The sequence below is a fragment of the uncultured Maribacter sp. genome, from assembly GCF_963977385.1.
Taxonomy (GTDB): Bacteria; Bacteroidota; Bacteroidia; order Flavobacteriales; family Flavobacteriaceae; genus Maribacter.
The window spans coordinates 93,012-109,049 of record NZ_CAXBOU010000002.1 but is presented as its reverse complement, the minus strand read 5'-3'; the positions used below and the strand labels follow the sequence as shown (position 1 = coordinate 109,049).

The 16,038-nt window shown below is 33.1% G+C and carries 17 protein-coding genes; 13 read left to right on the top strand and 4 right to left on the bottom strand.

All coding sequences use genetic code 11. From position 1 onward, the window contains the following. Positions 1-3 precede the first annotated feature (3 nt). The 12 genes from AAC084_RS03785 (at position 4) to AAC084_RS03730 (ending at position 10,103) form a co-directional block, all read left to right on the top strand. Positions 4-897, top strand: coding sequence for an HlyD family efflux transporter periplasmic adaptor subunit (locus tag AAC084_RS03785; RefSeq protein ID WP_339837133.1), 894 nt, complete (start codon positions 4-6; stop codon positions 895-897). Then, on the top strand, positions 897-1,799 hold the full coding sequence (locus AAC084_RS03780) for an ABC transporter ATP-binding protein (RefSeq protein ID WP_339837131.1): 903 nt from the start codon (positions 897-899) through the stop codon (positions 1,797-1,799). The genes AAC084_RS03785 and AAC084_RS03780 overlap by 1 nt, the downstream gene beginning before the upstream one ends. Beyond that, the gene (locus tag AAC084_RS03775) at positions 1,799-2,527 is read left to right on the top strand and encodes an ABC transporter ATP-binding protein (RefSeq protein ID WP_339837129.1); all 729 of its coding nucleotides are present in this window, start codon (positions 1,799-1,801) and stop codon (positions 2,525-2,527) included. The genes AAC084_RS03780 and AAC084_RS03775 overlap by 1 nt, the downstream gene beginning before the upstream one ends. Then, complete coding sequence (locus AAC084_RS03770) at positions 2,524-3,630, top strand: ABC transporter permease (RefSeq protein WP_339837126.1); 1,107 nt, start codon at positions 2,524-2,526, stop codon at positions 3,628-3,630. Before AAC084_RS03775 ends, AAC084_RS03770 begins: the two co-directional genes overlap by 4 nt. Then, positions 3,630-4,751 (top strand): ABC transporter permease, encoded by a 1,122-nt coding sequence (locus tag AAC084_RS03765; RefSeq protein ID WP_339837123.1) that lies wholly within the window; start codon positions 3,630-3,632, stop codon positions 4,749-4,751. Before AAC084_RS03770 ends, AAC084_RS03765 begins: the two co-directional genes overlap by 1 nt. A gap of 11 nt (positions 4,752-4,762) precedes the next feature. Then, positions 4,763-5,527, top strand: coding sequence for a TIGR00730 family Rossman fold protein (locus AAC084_RS03760; RefSeq protein WP_339837121.1), 765 nt, complete (start codon positions 4,763-4,765; stop codon positions 5,525-5,527). Then, positions 5,517-5,918, top strand: coding sequence for a hypothetical protein (locus AAC084_RS03755; protein WP_339837118.1), 402 nt, complete (start codon positions 5,517-5,519; stop codon positions 5,916-5,918). Before AAC084_RS03760 ends, AAC084_RS03755 begins: the two co-directional genes overlap by 11 nt. An 11-nt stretch (positions 5,919-5,929) precedes the next feature. Beyond that, a complete protein-coding gene (locus tag AAC084_RS03750) occupies positions 5,930-6,508 on the top strand; it encodes a cytochrome b/b6 domain-containing protein (RefSeq protein WP_339837116.1) in 579 nt (192 codons plus the stop codon). 65 nt (positions 6,509-6,573) lie between these two features. Beyond that, positions 6,574-7,461 carry a hypothetical protein gene (locus AAC084_RS03745; RefSeq protein WP_339837113.1) on the top strand — a complete coding sequence of 296 codons (888 nt, stop codon included), beginning with the start codon at positions 6,574-6,576 and terminating at the stop codon, positions 7,459-7,461. Positions 7,462-7,475: 14 nt separating this feature from the next. Continuing rightward, entirely contained in the window at positions 7,476-8,315 is an 840-nt protein-coding gene (locus AAC084_RS03740; RefSeq protein ID WP_339837111.1) for a restriction endonuclease, read from the top strand. 11 nt (positions 8,316-8,326) lie between these two features. Then, entirely contained in the window at positions 8,327-8,896 is a 570-nt protein-coding gene (locus AAC084_RS03735; protein WP_339837108.1) for a Pycsar system effector family protein, read from the top strand. 346 nt (positions 8,897-9,242) lie between these two features. Continuing rightward, a complete protein-coding gene (locus AAC084_RS03730) occupies positions 9,243-10,103 on the top strand; it encodes an RNA polymerase sigma factor RpoD/SigA (protein ID WP_339837105.1) in 861 nt (286 codons plus the stop codon). 123 nt (positions 10,104-10,226) lie between these two features. Here the strand turns inward: AAC084_RS03730 and AAC084_RS03725 are convergent, their stop codons facing one another. The 4 genes from AAC084_RS03725 to AAC084_RS03710 form a co-directional block, all read right to left on the bottom strand. Continuing rightward, positions 10,227-11,561 carry a DEAD/DEAH box helicase gene (locus AAC084_RS03725; RefSeq protein WP_339837103.1) on the bottom strand — a complete coding sequence of 445 codons (1,335 nt, stop codon included), beginning with the start codon at positions 11,559-11,561 and terminating at the stop codon, positions 10,227-10,229. Between the two features lie 178 nt (positions 11,562-11,739). Continuing rightward, positions 11,740-12,309: a hypothetical protein gene (locus AAC084_RS03720; protein WP_339837100.1), complete on the bottom strand. Its 570-nt coding sequence runs from the start codon at positions 12,307-12,309 to the stop codon at positions 11,740-11,742. Between the two features lie 196 nt (positions 12,310-12,505). Further along, positions 12,506-13,636: an acyl-CoA desaturase gene (locus AAC084_RS03715; RefSeq protein WP_339837097.1), complete on the bottom strand. Its 1,131-nt coding sequence runs from the start codon at positions 13,634-13,636 to the stop codon at positions 12,506-12,508. Positions 13,637-13,842: 206 nt separating this feature from the next. Continuing rightward, entirely contained in the window at positions 13,843-15,069 is a 1,227-nt protein-coding gene (locus AAC084_RS03710; protein ID WP_339837094.1) for a patatin-like phospholipase family protein, read from the bottom strand. Positions 15,070-15,452: 383 nt separating this feature from the next. Between AAC084_RS03710 and AAC084_RS03705 the strand changes: the two genes are divergently transcribed. Then, positions 15,453-16,037, top strand: coding sequence for a TetR/AcrR family transcriptional regulator (locus tag AAC084_RS03705; protein WP_339837091.1), 585 nt, complete (start codon positions 15,453-15,455; stop codon positions 16,035-16,037). Position 16,038: the final 1 nt, after the last annotated feature.

Genomic DNA, 16,038 nt, shown 5'->3' with positions numbered 1-16,038 from the left:
AAAATGAAAAAGTACAACTATATATTAGGGTTGAGTATTATTGCCACTATCCTATTTTCCTGTGGTGATTCAAACGGAAAAGCAGATGGTTACGGCAATTTTGAAGCTACTGAAATCACTATTTCAGCTGAAAATAATGGAAAGCTAATGCAGTTTGATGTTGATGAAGGCGACGTGCTTCAGAAAGAACAATTTATAGGGTATATCGATACCATTCCGCTAACCTTAAAACGAGAACAATTAGAAGTTTCTAAAGCTGTTGTTAGTTCTAAGTCTAGAGGTGTGCTGTCTCAGATAAATGTGTTGAATTCCAAATTGAAAAATGGAAATATCAACAAAGATAGAATTGAGAATTTAATAAAAGATAATGCTGGTACACAGAAACAATTAGATGATATTGAAGGTGAAATAGATGTTTTAAAAAGTCAAATTAGAAGTGTGGAAATACAGAATGCACCTGTCGTTAATGAACTTAAATCTATTGATGTTCAGCTTAGGCAGATTGATGATCAAATACAAAAAAGCAAAATCATTAATCCTGTAGCGGGAACGGTTTTAACCAAGTACGCGGAACCTAATGAGATTACAAGCTTTGGGAAACCGCTTTATAAAATAGCAGATTTAAAAACCATGCAATTACGCGTGTATGTTAGTGAAACACAATTACCCAATTTGAAAATAGGTCAGGAAGTGACCGTGAAAATTGATGATGACACCACTATGAAATCTTATAAAGGGACAATCAGCTGGATTGCCTCAGAAGCAGAATTCACACCTAAAATCATTCAAACAAAAGAAGAGCGCGTTGCTTTGGTCTATGCCCTAAAAATAGATGTAGCCAACGAGGGAAGCCTTAAGATTGGTATGCCGGCAGAACTATGGTTAAATCAAGAATAATGGGCATCTCCGTTTCTAACATATCAAAATCATACAAAACTGTAAAGGCCTTGCAGAACATTTCATTTGAGGTAAAACCTGGTGAGTTATTTGGTTTAATTGGTCCTGATGGAGCTGGTAAAACAAGCTTATTTCGGATTTTAACTACGCTTTTATTGGCTAATGAAGGTACGGCAACGGTTGCTGGCTTTGATGTGGTTTCCGATTATAAAGAGATTAGGAAAAGTGTTGGGTATATGCCCGGAAAATTTTCGCTTTATCAAGATTTGACCGTGGAAGAAAACCTGACTTTTTTCGCAACTATTTTTGGAACGACTATCCAAGAAAATTACGATTTAATACAAGAAATATACGTTCAGATAGAACCGTTTAAAAACCGTAGAGCCGGTAAACTTTCTGGGGGAATGAAACAAAAGCTGGCTTTGTGCTGTGCCCTTATTCATAAACCAAAAGTGTTGTTCTTAGATGAACCTACTACTGGTGTTGACCCAGTTTCCAGAAAAGAGTTCTGGGAGATGCTTAAACGATTGCAGCAAAAAGGCATTACTATTCTAGTATCCACTCCTTATATGGACGAAGCTGCTTTATGCGATAGAATTGCATTGATACAAGACGGCAAAATTTTGCAGATTGATACGCCTGAAGCAATTGTAAAACACTACCCAAAAGAGATTTACAATGTTAGGACAAATAATACATATCAACTCATAAATGATTTAAAGGCCTATGAATACAGTCATAGTGTTTACCCTTTTGGTGAATTTGTACATTACACGGATCAAAGGTCAGATTTCAATCCCAACGAATTAAAAAGGTATTTAGAATCTAAAAACCTATCTAACATTGTAATAGAAAAAACCAAGGTTACCATTGAGGATACCTTTATGGAACTCGCAAAATAATGAACAACGATAAAGTCATACAAGTAGAAGGGTTGACCAAAATGTTTGGTGATTTTACGGCAGTAGATGCTATTACTTTTGACGTAAAAAAGGGAGAAATATTTGGTTTTTTAGGAGCTAATGGTGCAGGAAAAACCACTGCAATGAAAATGCTGATCGGTATTTCCATTCCAACTTCTGGCGCAGCAATCGTAGCTGGTTTTGATGTATTTACACAGGCAGAAGACATTAAAAAGAACATTGGTTACATGAGCCAAAAGTTTGCTTTGTATGATGATTTAACGGTTAAAGAGAACATTACTTTTTTTGGAGGTATCTATGGTTTGTCCAGAAAAATAATAAAAGAGAAATCTGATGTATTAATTACGGAGTTAGGACTTGAAAAAGTAGCCAACCAATTAGTAGGTTCATTGCCTTTGGGTTGGAAACAAAAACTATCCTTTTCTGTGGCTTTGATACATGACCCTAAAATTGTGTTTTTAGATGAACCCACAGGAGGTGTTGATCCTATTACAAGACGACAGTTTTGGGAGATGATCTATAAGGCAGCTGATAATGGAACCACTGTTTTTGTAACCACACACTATATGGATGAAGCGGAATATTGTGATCGCGTATCTATTATGGTCAATGGAAAAATAGAGGCTTTAGATACGCCCAAGAAGCTCAAAGAACAGTTTAACGCAGATACTATGAATGACGTATTTCTAAAACTGGCACGAGGATGAAACGGTTTATAGGCTTCGTAAAAAAAGAATTCTACCACATCTTTAGGGATAGGCGCTCGTTGTTTATCCTTTTTGGAATGCCTATTGCCCAAATTTTGCTTTTTGGTTTCGCTATAACCAATGAAATCAATAACGTAGATATTGCTGTTTTAGACCATTCAAAAGATGCTACTACCAAAGAAATTATCAATAAAATATCTGCTTCAAAATATTTCAGCATTAAGCAGATGATTACTCACGAAGCGGACATTGCTTCCGTTTTTGAAAAAGGACAGGTTAAGGCGGTTTTAAATTTTGAAAATAACTTCAGTAAGAACCTGATTAACGACCACAAGGCAACAATACAAATTGTTACGGATGCCACAGATCCAAATACGGCAAATACCATAAGTAATTATGTAAATGCTATTCTGCAGCAATATCAAACAGAATTGAACAAAGGCACCATTACCCCTTATCAAATCATCTCTCAGACGCGTATGGTATACAATCCAGAGCTAAAAAGTGTCTATATGTTCGTTCCTGGTGTAATGACCATTATTCTCATGCTGGTTTCGGCAATGATGACTTCAATTTCTATCACAAAAGAAAAAGAATTGGGTACTATGGAGATACTTTTGGTATCGCCAATTAACCCTTTTCAAGTGATAATAGGAAAGGTGGTTCCTTATATTTTTCTATCTGTTATTAACGCTATAGTTATAGTGTTACTGAGTATATTTATCTTTCATATGCCAGTTCAAGGCAGCCTGTTTTTACTAGGTATAGAGAGTGTGCTATTTATAGTAAGTGCTTTGGCATTGGGAATTTTAATCTCCACCATTTCAAAAACACAACAAACGGCTATGATGGTTTCTTTAATGGGACTCATGCTACCAGTAATTCTACTGTCCGGCTTTATTTTTCCTATTTCCAGTATGCCGGTACCTCTTCAAATTATCAGTAATATCATTCCGGCAAAATGGTTTATCATCATCATAAAAGGCATTATGCTCAAAGGCGTAGGCTTACAATACATATGGAAAGAAACGCTAATTCTATTGGGGATGACCGTATTCTTTATTGCATTAAGCGTTAAGAAATATAAAATAAGATTGGAGTAATGAAAACCATTTTATACATCATACAAAAAGAGTTTAAACAAATCTTTAGGAATAAAGGAATGCTTCCTATCATTTTTGTGTTGCCGGTTCTACAACTTATCATTCTATCCAATGCGGCCACTTTTGAAGTAAAGAACATCAAATTCGGGTATATAGATAATGACCACACCTCTACTTCTAGGGCTTTAGTGGAAAAATTTAATGCCTCTGATTATTTTAATGTGTTGACGGATTTTTCATCAGAATCAACGGCCAGTGCAGAGATGTTATTAGGTAATGTAGATGTGGTGTTAGACATTCCGCAATATTTTGAACGGGATTTGCAAAAGGAAAAATACATCAATTTAGGAGTCACCATTAATGCTATTGATGGTGCAGCCGCAGGAGTTGAAAATGTATACATAACCCAGATTATAAAACGTTTTAATCAACACTTAAAAGTTGATTTACTACAAGTTTCTGACAACCAAATACTACCTGTTAATATAGAAACTATACCCTTGTTTTGGTACAATGAAACCCTGAATTATAAAACTTTTATGGTACCCGGGATATTGGTATTGTTGGTTACCATGATTACGTTGTTCCTTTCTGGAATGAATATCGTACGTGAAAAAGAGATTGGAACTTTAGAGCAAATAAACGTGACACCTATAAAAAAGAGTCAGTTTATTATTGGAAAACTCTTTCCGTTTTGGGTCATAGGAATGGGATTATTGACCATAGGGCTACTACTATCAAAGTTAATATTTCAAGTCCCCATGGTGGGGAGTTTGGCGCTCTTGTATTTGTACACCTCCATTTATATTTTGGTGATTTTAGGAATAGGGTTGTTCATCTCAAATTTTACAGATACGCAGCAACAAGCCATGTTTATTGCTTGGTTTTTTACTGTTATTTTTATTTTAATGAGTGGTTTATTTACACCTATTGAAAGCATGCCTAAATGGGCCCAAATTGTTACCGAGTTCAACCCTATAAAATATTTTGTAGAAGTGATGCGCATGGTAATGCTTAAGGGTTCTGGCTTTATGGATATTCTCCCGCACTTATTAAAAACGTTGCTCTATGCCTTTATCATGAATGGATTAGCGGTGTGGAGTTATAAAAAAACAATCTAAAGATTTCACATATGAAAACTGCTGAAAAAATAAAGCTATCTAAAGATGAATCTTTGTTTGTTCGTGGTCCTTTATCGCGTTTTAAGGAATTATCATTTGCTTTTAAGGTATTTTTCAGTTTTATAAAAGCTTTTAGAAAAATGCATTTTATTGGCCCTTGCGTAACGGTTTTTGGTTCAGCGAGGTTTACAAAAAGTTCAGAGCATTATAAAAATGCTGAAAAAATTGGAGCTGCTTTAGCAAAAACTGGATTTACCGTAATGACAGGTGGTGGTCCAGGTGTTATGGAGGCTGCCAATAAAGGTGCTTTTGAAGCTGGAGGAAATTCGGTTGGTTGCAATATTATACTTCCTTTCGAACAAAATCCAAATCCGTATTTAGATAAATGGATTAACATTCCATACTTCTTTTTACGTAGAGTTATTCTTGTAAAATACTCGTACGCTTTTGTAGTGATGCCTGGTGGTATTGGCACTTTAGATGAACTGTTTGAAGCATTAACTTTAATTCAAACCAAAGTAATTCAAGATTTTCCTGTTGTAATCTTCGATTCGGAATATCACAAGGAACTATGCGAACATATTCAATTAATGGCAGAAAATGAAAGCATCAGTCCAGAAGATATGAAATTGCTTTTTGTAACCGATTCTGTGGAAGATGTAATAAAACATATAGAAACATATTCCATTAAAAAATTCGGTTTAGTTCCCAAACAGAGCAAACCAAAATGGTGGCTTGGTGAATCGTCTAATAATTCTTTATCAAATGAAAAATAAAAAGATTATTAACACTGTAAGTGCTACTATTTTAGCACTGTTTGCATTGCTCACTTTATTTTTAAGTAGCTCTGTAATTTTCGATTGGTTTGGCATTAGAGCCAAAGAAGGAAACTATGTCTTGTTTATTGTTTGCGCAAACTTTATCTGTAGTATAATATACATATTCGCTATTTACGGATTTTTAAAAAGCAAAAAGTGGACGTTTTGGGTGTTAATTGTTGCTTTAGGTATCTTAATTATTGCTTTTATAGCTTTACTACTTTATGTTAATAATGGCGGAATTTACGAAGCTAAAACTATAAAGGCAATGGTTTTTAGAATGTTGGTGACGTTAAGTTTCTCGCTAATAGCATTTTTCAGTATAAAACAAAATAGTGCAATAAATTAAAAATAAACATCATGGCACAAACAAAATATTCTAAAATTTATCGCATAATTCATTGGGCAATAGCTGTTTCATTTATACTGTTGTTAATCACTATTTTTTTACGATTAACATGGATGAATAAATATAATATGGCTGCTATCATAAAGGATTACCTGATTAGTGCCGAACAGAGTTTATCTCAAGATCAACTCATTGTTTTAGCGAAAAAAATAAGACAGCCAATGTGGAATTGGCATATTTACATTGGTTATGTATTAGTTGGATTATTTAGTATTCGTTTCATACTTCCTGGATTCGGACAAATGAAAATTCAAAATCCTTTTGGTAAAAATCTATCTACAAAAAAGAGAATTCAAAAATGGACATACCTCATTTTTTATGTCTGTGTTAATGTTTCGCTGGTAACTGGACTTATCATAGAATTAGGACCAAAAGAATTAAAAAAGCCGATGGAAGAAATCCATGTACTTGGTATTTACTATCTAATTGCATTTATAGTTATCCATTTGGCAGGTGTATTAATTGCAGAATTTACAGACCAAAAAGGAATTATTTCAAGAATTGTTAGTGGCTCAAAAGACAAAGATTAACAAGCAAATAAGCACAACAAAGGTTATAAGTGTTTAAACCAATACCATTATTGAAACTTAAATAAATGAAAACAAAAGTTTACATCTTATTTCTGTGTTTTGCGCATTTTGTTTTTTCACAAAAAGAAGTCGATACCATTCCACAACTGGATTTGTACAAAATAGCGTTAATCAACCAAACCGATAGTTATATCACATTCCCAACCGATATTGGAAATATTGAACGCTTGATGTTTGAGGCCAATATAAATCCATCATTCATTATCAGGGAACGCAATGATTCAAAATTAATGGCTGTTCTAACACCACAAATCATAATCAGGATGTATAATGAAGAATCGTATCCTGTTCGTACCCCTAGTTATATACCACAGGTTACATTTTATTATCTAGCCCATAAAAAAGAAGCACTTAACAACTTGGTTTTATTCGGAAAAATAGCTCATCATTCTAATGGTCAAGATGGAAATTTTTATAATGAAAACCACACAATCAACCTACAATCCGGAAATTTTGCCACTAATTTTTTTGAACTCGGATTGCTTAAAACAGCATATAGCAAAAGACTAAAAGCCATTAAAACCATAAAAAGCTCATTAGAAATACATCCGAAAAGTTGGATACTTGAAGAATTACAAGGTAGTTATAGTGGTTTAAGATGGCATAATTCGTTTACATCTTTTAAGTTTCCTTTAAAAGATGTAAAAAACCAAAGAGCTAAATTTTCCTTAAAAGCTGAAGCAACTCTAATGCTTGATAATTATAATGATTTAGATGTTTTTGATTTAGATAGATTCAATGCCAGTCTTACCTTTTATTACCATCCAAAATTTTTACAAGATATAGGACTGTTTGTGCAGTTTTATCATGGAATGGATTATTATAATATTTATTTTGAGAATCAATTATCTATTATCCGTTTTGGAATTATGACAGAAATTTTAAGATTTTAAGACAAAAATGTGGTATGGGAAAGCAAGTTTATATTAAAAAAAGTAATGATGAGATTGAACTTTTTTCATTTAAAAAATTAAAACAATCGCTTCGATCAGCAGGAGCGTCTAAAGATGTAGTTGAAACAATAGTAAATAGAATTCAACCCGTTATTTATGACGGTATGTCATCAAACGAAATTTACAAAAAATCCTTTTCCTTATTAAAAAAATACAATAAGGTATCTGCTTCACGCTACAGTTTAAAACGTGCGTTGTTAGAATTAGGTCCTACTGGTTATCCTTTTGAGCGTTTGGTTGGTGCTTTATTAAAAGAAAAAGGATATAAAACACAGGTAAGTGTTATTTTAAATGGTGAGTGTGTAACTCATGAAATTGACGTATTGGCTGAAAAAGATGGGAATGTATATGCTATAGAATGTAAATTTCATTCAGATGTTAAAGCGACAAGTAATGTCAAAGTTCCACTATACATTAATTCTAGATTTTTGGATATTCAAATACAATGGAATATAAATTCAAACCATACAACACATTTAAAACAAGGTTGGTTGGTAACCAATACCAGATTTACAGAAGATGCTATAAATTATGCAAAATGTGTAGGTTTAACTTTGTTAAGTTGGGATTACCCTAAAAATAATGGATTAAAAGCCAACATTGATACCTTAGACCTATATCCAGTTACTGCCTTAACTACATTAAATAAAAAAGAAAAGCATCAACTTATAGACAATGATGTTGTTTTAGTCAAAGAATTGCTAAATGCTTCTGAGAAAATGAAAAATATCGGATTATCAGATATAAGAATTCAGCGGGTTCTGAATGAAGTAAAACAATTATGTGAAATTTAATAAATAAAATAATGGAAGATAATTCTAGTGAAGACAGAGGGTTTGATTTACATCAAAAAAAATTAGAAAAATACGATTCACGAGGTGTGCAAACGCTTTTTAAAACACTCTCCAGTAACCATTATAGTCTTTTAAAAATGGTAGACAATAAAGCAAGAATTATTTTAACAGTTAACTCTATTATTACCTCTCTGCTCTTTGGCAAGCATTTTATAGATTCCAGTAGTAATACATTAAATATAAATATTGGAACTAAAGCATTAGTAATAAGTAGTATGCTATCTATGGTATTTGCTTTGTTTAGTATGCTTCCACACCGTTATTTGGGAAAAAGTTTTAAAATGAGTGGATATAAAGGGACGTTATATGCAGGTAATTTTTCAAAACAAACATTAACTGAATTCAAGAAGGAGTTCGAACGGATAATAAGTAATGGCAATACTATTTATAATGAATTGATAGACGATCTTTATTTTTTAGGTTTAGTGATCTCAAAAAAACAACGTCTTTTGTATTATTCTGTATTCGTATTTCTTACTGGTTTAATTTTCACCATTAGTTACACCCTTTTAAGCTTTTAAAAAGAATTCATGGTCATAAGAAACTACGCTCCAATTTTTTTAATGGGTTGGTCGTTTGGAGGTATAAAAAAAACTACTTAGTTATTTTTCTCTTATTTAGAGATTACATTATCCTTTTATCGATAGATTAACTAATGACCCCTTACCCAAGATAAAAGCCAAATCCAAGGAGAAGTGCTACCTAAAAATTAATGATTTGATAAAATTATATTGAAATCTATCCAAAAACTAGATATTATTAATTCATTTTCAATTTTATTTAAAATAAATTCAAGAAATATTGAATTTTACTAGGATATCATCAAAAAAAGGTTAAATTATAATAACGATAAAAACAATATAATATATGAGGCAACTTAAGATCACTAAACAAATTACAAACAGAGACACTAAATCCTTAGAAAAATATTTTCAAGAAATATCAAAAATTGATTTGATTACCGCAGACGAGGAAGTGGAGCTTACTAGAAGAATACGTGAAGGAGATCAGATTGCCCTTAATAAATTAGTCAATGCCAACTTACGTTTTGTAGTTTCTACAGCAAAACAATATCAAGGAAGTGGATTACGACTTTCAGATTTAATCAACGAAGGAAATATCGGTTTGGTAAAAGCGGCGAAACGTTTTGACGAAACTCGAGGCTTTAAGTTTATTTCTTATGCCGTATGGTGGATTAGACAATCCATTTTATCATCGATTTCAGAACAATCACGAATGGTACGTATTCCTCTGAATAAAATTGGAGAAATAAGTAAAATTAAAAAGGTATACTCAACTTTAGAGCAATCTTATCAAAGACCTCCAAGTACAATTGAGATTGCTAGAGAACTTGATATGAGTAGCACGCAAGTAAAGCTTGCAATGAAAAATTCAGGTAAGCATTTATCAATGGATGCGCCTTTTCAAGAAGGAGAATCTTCTAATTTATATGATGTAGTAACTTCAAAAGATTCACAAAGTCCTGATTCTAATATGATGATAGATTCCCTTAGAACCGACATCGGTCAAGCATTAAATACATTGGCAAGTAGAGAAAGTGAAATAGTAAAGCTTTATTATGGTATTGGTGAAAGTCACCCTAGAAGTTTGAGTGAAATAGGTGAACTTTTCGATATTACGCGAGAACGTGTAAGACAAATTAGGGAAAAGGCTGTACGTAAACTACGGAACAAATCTCATAACGAAATACTAAAAGCATATTTGTAGGCCAATATTAGCTACATATATTTATAAAATAAAGCCGACTCCTAAAAGTCGGCTTTCGTATGTGGTAAATAATAGTATAGATTTAATAGTAAATGTTAAACGAGATTCGCTGAATTTGTAATACTATTTTTTTCTTTGTACTTCCTCCGGGTTTAAATTTGAGGAACCTGCTTGTGAAAGATAATTTGCCAATATCTTTTCTACCAACTCCTCTTTGGTTAAATGGTGAAATATCGTTTTTACTTTTATCTTAAAATCTTCAGATACTTCGCGGTTAGGTTTAGTTTTAAAGATTTTTTTAGCCCATAATAAGGCATTATTTTCTATAATACTTTGAGCATCGGCTTTTTTGAACTTTTTAAAGATGATACCCAATTCTTTTTCAAAATCAGCGATTTCTGCAACTTCTTCTTTTTGTAGTATAGTTAACGAAAGCCCCTTTGCCCCTGCTCTTGCGGTACGTCCACTTCTATGCACATAGGCGTCATAAGTATCAGGTAAATGATAATTGACAACATAGGCAATTTCCTTTACGTCAATACCCCGAGCAGCTAAATCTGTCGCTACCAAAATATCAATATGGCCTTCTCTAAACTGCCCCATAATACGATCACGAATACCTTGTGATAAACTACCATGTATAGCACCAGATGAAAATTTATTAATGGCTAAGTTCTTTGCCAGTTTATTTACAGCTGCTTTAGTCTTACAAAAAATAATACCGCGCTGACCTTCTTTCGTATTTAAAAAATGAAGTAATACGTCTAGTTTTTCAATAGGTTCTACAACTACATATTGATGGTCAATACCTTGATGACCCAATGTCGACATATCTGCTTCTACGTGTACCACGTGTTTAGACATGTAATTTTGAACCAGCTGCTTTATAGTACCTGGCATAGTCGCCGTAAATAATAATGTTCGTCTCGATTTTGGGATACCTTCGATTATGGTGTCTAAATCTTCTTTTAGGGCACTTACCATTTCATCGGCTTCATCAAGGATTAAAAACTTTATATTTTTAATGTTAATGGCCTCACGTTTTACTAAATCTACCAAACGCCCGGGAGTTGCAACCACTACGTGCGTTGGTGTTTTCAAACGCTCAATTTGAGGTTTTATAGGAATACCACCACATAAGGCAGCCACAGAAATAGAGGGACTATGAGCGGTAAAAGACATCAAATTGGCATGAATTTGTTGTGCCAACTCTCTTGTAGGCGCCAAAATAACCGCTTGTACAGCAGTGTTTTCAGTATTAATAAGCTGTAGAAGAGGCAAGCCGAAAGCTACCGTTTTACCTGTACCAGTCTTTGCTAAAGCAACCAAATCATCTTTTTTGTTAAGAATAACCGGAATACTTTTTTTCTGAATATCTGTGGGAACAGAGATGTTTAAATCTAATAAGCTCTGTTGTAATTGTTCATTAATCCCTAAATCTGAAAATTGCTTCGACATGAAATATTTTTCTGCAAAGATAACTACACTTTTACAGGGAGTAACATCAATCTGTTTTATTAGTGAGTTATAAAAATTACAATATAAATTTGTTCAAGTTTGATCCAGTTACTTTTAAAGCACTCGTTTTGAATACTACAGTAGATTTTATTAGCTTTTTTTGGTACGATTGAGATTATTAATCAACCCAACCCCATGGCGCATCCGGTTCTGCAATAGGCTTGGTAAGATCCATCACAACTTTAAAAATACGATCTGTACCTAATCTTTTTAAATTATAAGAGAAAGTTTTATCATCTAAAGTAATCCACCAGACATTTGTAGCTGCACCAGGTATCATTTGTTGCGTTTGTACATCCGCAGGGAAAAATTGAATATCCTCTTTACCAGCATTACTCGCAGTTCCGCCATAAAAATTGACATCATCTTCAGTTCCATCTTCGTGGCGATGGTCATGCTTTAAAGTAAGTATGCCTTTATTTTTGGTTAAAATCCATGTTCTCGATTTATCATTACCTACATAGAATGGAATCTTTATTTCATTGTCGCTACATGCTCTTACGTGCATAACTAGTTTCTTGCCTCCAAAGCTATCATCTTCTTCTGGCAGAACAAGGCTGCCTTCGTATGCTTTATCGCAATGAGATTTTAAGGAATTCCAAAAGGTTTCTGAAGGGTTTGTTTCTTGAGATATTATTGGTGATGCAATTAAAATTGCAAGAAGATAAATCGTTTGCCTTAATGTCATGATGTTTCATTTACGAGCTTCTCAAAAATAAGGAAAAAAGACAAATTAATTTAGCTTCTTAAGAATCTCAACAAGTAATTTATAAAAATGAATGCTGCCTTTCTTTTAATGAATAGAAATGAAGCTAATAAGTCTGTGGGCTTTAATATGCTGTATTGGTTTTTTTACTCTTTATTATTTGAGAAACATAGCCTACTTATATAGGTGCAACAACATCTTTTTCACCCAACATACGAAGCATTTTAGTGTGATCCCAAATTGCATGACCAATAGATTTTTTTACATTATAAGGCATGCCAAATTCAAGTGCAGTTTCTGATACAATCTTTGTGAGAACTTTATAATGTACGTGACATACATCAGGCAGTACATGATGTTCTACCTGGAAATTAAGACCCCCTATGAGCCAGAACAAAAGCTTACTGTCCGGAGAAAAATTACTAGTAGTAGCAAATTGATGTCCGTACCAATCGTCTTTCATCATACCCTTTTCGTTGGGTAGCGGAAATTCAGTCAAGGGCATTATATGTGCTATCTGAAAAACAATGCTCACAAGCATACCAGTAACAAAATGCATGGATAGAAATGCCAATAAGATGACCCACCATGAAAACGGTAGCATAACCATAGGGAGGATGAGCGCATATGAATAATACAATAGTTTCCATGCCGCCATACTAACTAAAGTTTTTTCGTATTCATGTTTTTTATCTAAAAACCCCATATCTCGAAATCGTTTTAAACGCACAAAATCTTTGGTGGTGATCCATGAAAGTGTAGATATCATATAAAAAAACCAGATATAAATGTGTTGGTACTGGTGTACCCAATAATGTTTGGCGTGGGGAGAAAACCGTAAGAAAAAGGGAGAGTTCAAATCATCGTCAGCATGATCGATATTGGTAAATGTATGATGCAAAACATTATGCTGTATTCTCCAAATCGTTGAATTTGCTCCGATAAGATTGAAAGAATAGCCTAAGAGCGTGTTGATTTTCTTGTTTTTAGAGTACGAGCCATGTATGGCATCATGCATAACGCCCATACCTATACCTGCCATACCCAGACCACTTAAAATATATAATGTAAAAAGTAATGGCACAGATGTTACAATACCTGTAGAAAGAAGTATTAAAGGAACAAAAAAGAGAGTCAACATAATTATAGTTTTTATAACCATAGTTGCATTGGCATTACGACTCTTATTATGGGTTTTAAAATAGGTGTTTACCCTTTTTCTTAATGTTTTTGAAAAATCGGGATTTATGTCTCTTGAAAATTTCGGATTTGCGATACTGTTTTTTTTAAGGGGATTTTTGTACTTCAATAGCAGTTTATTCTTAACGTGCAAAAATATTACAAGGAAGAAGCATTGTAAGTTAAGATAAATTAAACTAGTGTTGAGCAGATCGTTTAAATAATTGATTTGTAAATCAATATAGCATGTATTTATTTAAGTACACATAAAACCTAAAGGAGTAAATTATATTAAGGATTAAGATAGAAAAAATGAATCTATCAATTTAAGTTATATTAATTATCAGTTAGTTCGGAATCTTCCCAACTAATCCATCTATCCATTCCGTCTTGGTACCACTTATCCCCTTGTTGAAATAATAAATCATTATTTCGTTCTACTTTAAACTCTATAGGTTGATTATAAAGATACCCTTTTTTCCAAGCACTAAAGCATTCAATGAGCAATTCGATTTCCTCATCTTTCGTTAAATCCATATCCAACAAATACAAATTTTGAATAAGGGGTATTATTTCTTTAGGTGTATTCGTATCATAATGAATTAATGGAGATAATCGAATAGTAGAGTCATTAAGAGTGTTGCCGACTGCAGCTTTTAAAAACATCATGGCAATGTAATTGGCGGTATCGGGTGGCTGGTAAAGAATGGTCTTCGCCTGATGCAATACAGTCTCTTTGAAAAAATTAAACTGCGGTTTCCATTTTGAAAAGGCGAATTTTTTTCTTCTAAATAGCAATGCGATTTGTTTCCAATCCCAAAAGTTTTCCTTGGCATCTGCGGACATTAAAGAGTTGCTGGTTCCGAGGGATACAATTTTAATTTCTTTGAGGTCTATACCTATTTTATAAGCCTCAATGATTCCGGCTAAAATAGGATTGTTGAATCCGCCGAGAGCACCATCCCATAATTCATAAAAGATATCGCTTTCTTTTGCTTTAAATCGAGCAGGGAAATCAAAATATTGAACAGGAGCGTTTGATGAGCCGTGTATAGCCTGTGTAAGTTTTACTGAATCATAGCCATTATCACAAGTAGTATACGATTTAAAAAATTTTGCACGATTGTTAAGAGCATCGTAGGTGCAGACAACTATTTTTAGCGATTCTTTACCAATGAGCTTTGGAAGTTCATTCATCTGAATTTTGTCAATTTCAGGGAAAAGCTTCTCAAAAGCTTCCTTTTTCTTAGTGGCACTATATTTTGGTCCGAAACCTGCATTAAATAAACCTAGATAGTCTACTGGGAAATAGCGGTCTTTAAAAGTATTTTTATGAAATATTTTTTCTCTATTCTTTTTGTCTTCAAATAATGTTATTGCTTTATCAATAGAATAATTCTCGGCTAATGCCGCTAAAACAATACTACCGCCAGAATTAGCAATAACAAGGTCGAATTTTTTAAGTATTTCGTGACCTTTAATATTGCCATAACGGTCTTTTAAAGTGAGTAGCTGAATAATAGCCCAACTCCCGCCGCCATCAAGTGATAGAATTTTATACATTATTCCAAATTAATTATGGTACCTAATAGCTAGGTATGCGTTTTAAATTAAAAAGGACGAGGGAACTACCTTTATTGGAATTACTAAATATAAAGAATGATTATGGTATTCAATTATAGGAATCCCTTACAATTTATGAGGATATCTTAAGATTTCGATGATTAACATGTTATTTTATTATTTCTAGCTTAAAAGTAATATGTAAATCATATCAACCTATGTTCAGTTCATTATTGAATAATTGTATTACAATTTAACATTCCTTTATAATCCCGGTTAAAAAATGTACCACGCTAAACTAGTTTTGAGATAAAATTAAAGTTGTGTTAATAAAAAAGAATGAACGTTCATTTTTTGTAATTTTGTACTTCAATATTAAAATTATGGCAGCACTTCAAAAAAGTATAGATAAAAGAAACGCATTAATAAATGCCACTATAGAGTTGGTAAACAATGATGGTTTTCATGCTACACCGATGAGTAAGATTGCAAAAATGGCGTGTGTATCACCTGCTACCATTTATTTATACTTTGATAATAAACAAGACTTAGTAAACAAAACCTATATAGAAGTTAAGGCTTGTTATACGACATATGCTTTTGAAACATATAAAGAGACTATGCCTGTAGAAGTAGGTTTTGAAGTGATTTGGAAGCGTATTGCAGATTTTAAAATTAAAGAAAGCGCAAATGCCTTGTTTTTGGCACAATGTGATAATACGCCTATGATTGATGAACTGAGCAGACAAGAGGGTATTAAGCATTTACAGCCTCTACTCGACCTGTGGGCACGAGGTAAAAAGGAAGGTATTATTAAACCACTCTCAGATTACTTATTGTACGCTTATGCGATAAATCCGCTGTCCTTTTTAATGATGGCGCAAAATCGTGGATCGGTTCAATTAACTAAACTAGAATTAGACCAAGCCTATGAGGCAGCTTGGAGTAGTATTAAAGTTTGTAAATAAA

Bases quoted from the DNA above. Each gene is read 5' to 3' on its own strand.
- AAC084_RS03765 (WP_339837123.1), top strand. From the start codon at position 3,630: ATGAAAACCATTTTATACATCATACAAAAAGAGTTTAAACAAATCTTT.
- AAC084_RS03735 (WP_339837108.1), top strand. From the start codon at position 8,327: ATGGAAGATAATTCTAGTGAAGACAGAGGGTTTGATTTACATCAAAAA.
- AAC084_RS03780 (WP_339837131.1), top strand. From the start codon at position 897: ATGGGCATCTCCGTTTCTAACATATCAAAATCATACAAAACTGTAAAG.
- AAC084_RS03770 (WP_339837126.1), top strand. From the start codon at position 2,524: ATGAAACGGTTTATAGGCTTCGTAAAAAAAGAATTCTACCACATCTTT.
- AAC084_RS03730 (WP_339837105.1), top strand. From the start codon at position 9,243: ATGAGGCAACTTAAGATCACTAAACAAATTACAAACAGAGACACTAAA.
- AAC084_RS03745 (WP_339837113.1), top strand. From the start codon at position 6,574: ATGAAAACAAAAGTTTACATCTTATTTCTGTGTTTTGCGCATTTTGTT.
- AAC084_RS03740 (WP_339837111.1), top strand. From the start codon at position 7,476: ATGGGAAAGCAAGTTTATATTAAAAAAAGTAATGATGAGATTGAACTT.
- AAC084_RS03760 (WP_339837121.1), top strand. From the start codon at position 4,763: ATGAAAACTGCTGAAAAAATAAAGCTATCTAAAGATGAATCTTTGTTT.
- AAC084_RS03750 (WP_339837116.1), top strand. From the start codon at position 5,930: ATGGCACAAACAAAATATTCTAAAATTTATCGCATAATTCATTGGGCA.
- AAC084_RS03775 (WP_339837129.1), top strand. From the start codon at position 1,799: ATGAACAACGATAAAGTCATACAAGTAGAAGGGTTGACCAAAATGTTT.
- AAC084_RS03785 (WP_339837133.1), top strand. From the start codon at position 4: ATGAAAAAGTACAACTATATATTAGGGTTGAGTATTATTGCCACTATC.
- AAC084_RS03720 (WP_339837100.1), bottom strand. From the start codon at position 12,309: ATGACATTAAGGCAAACGATTTATCTTCTTGCAATTTTAATTGCATCA.
- AAC084_RS03725 (WP_339837103.1), bottom strand. From the start codon at position 11,561: ATGTCGAAGCAATTTTCAGATTTAGGGATTAATGAACAATTACAACAG.
- AAC084_RS03705 (WP_339837091.1), top strand. From the start codon at position 15,453: ATGGCAGCACTTCAAAAAAGTATAGATAAAAGAAACGCATTAATAAAT.
- AAC084_RS03755 (WP_339837118.1), top strand. From the start codon at position 5,517: ATGAAAAATAAAAAGATTATTAACACTGTAAGTGCTACTATTTTAGCA.
- AAC084_RS03710 (WP_339837094.1), bottom strand. From the start codon at position 15,069: ATGTATAAAATTCTATCACTTGATGGCGGCGGGAGTTGGGCTATTATT.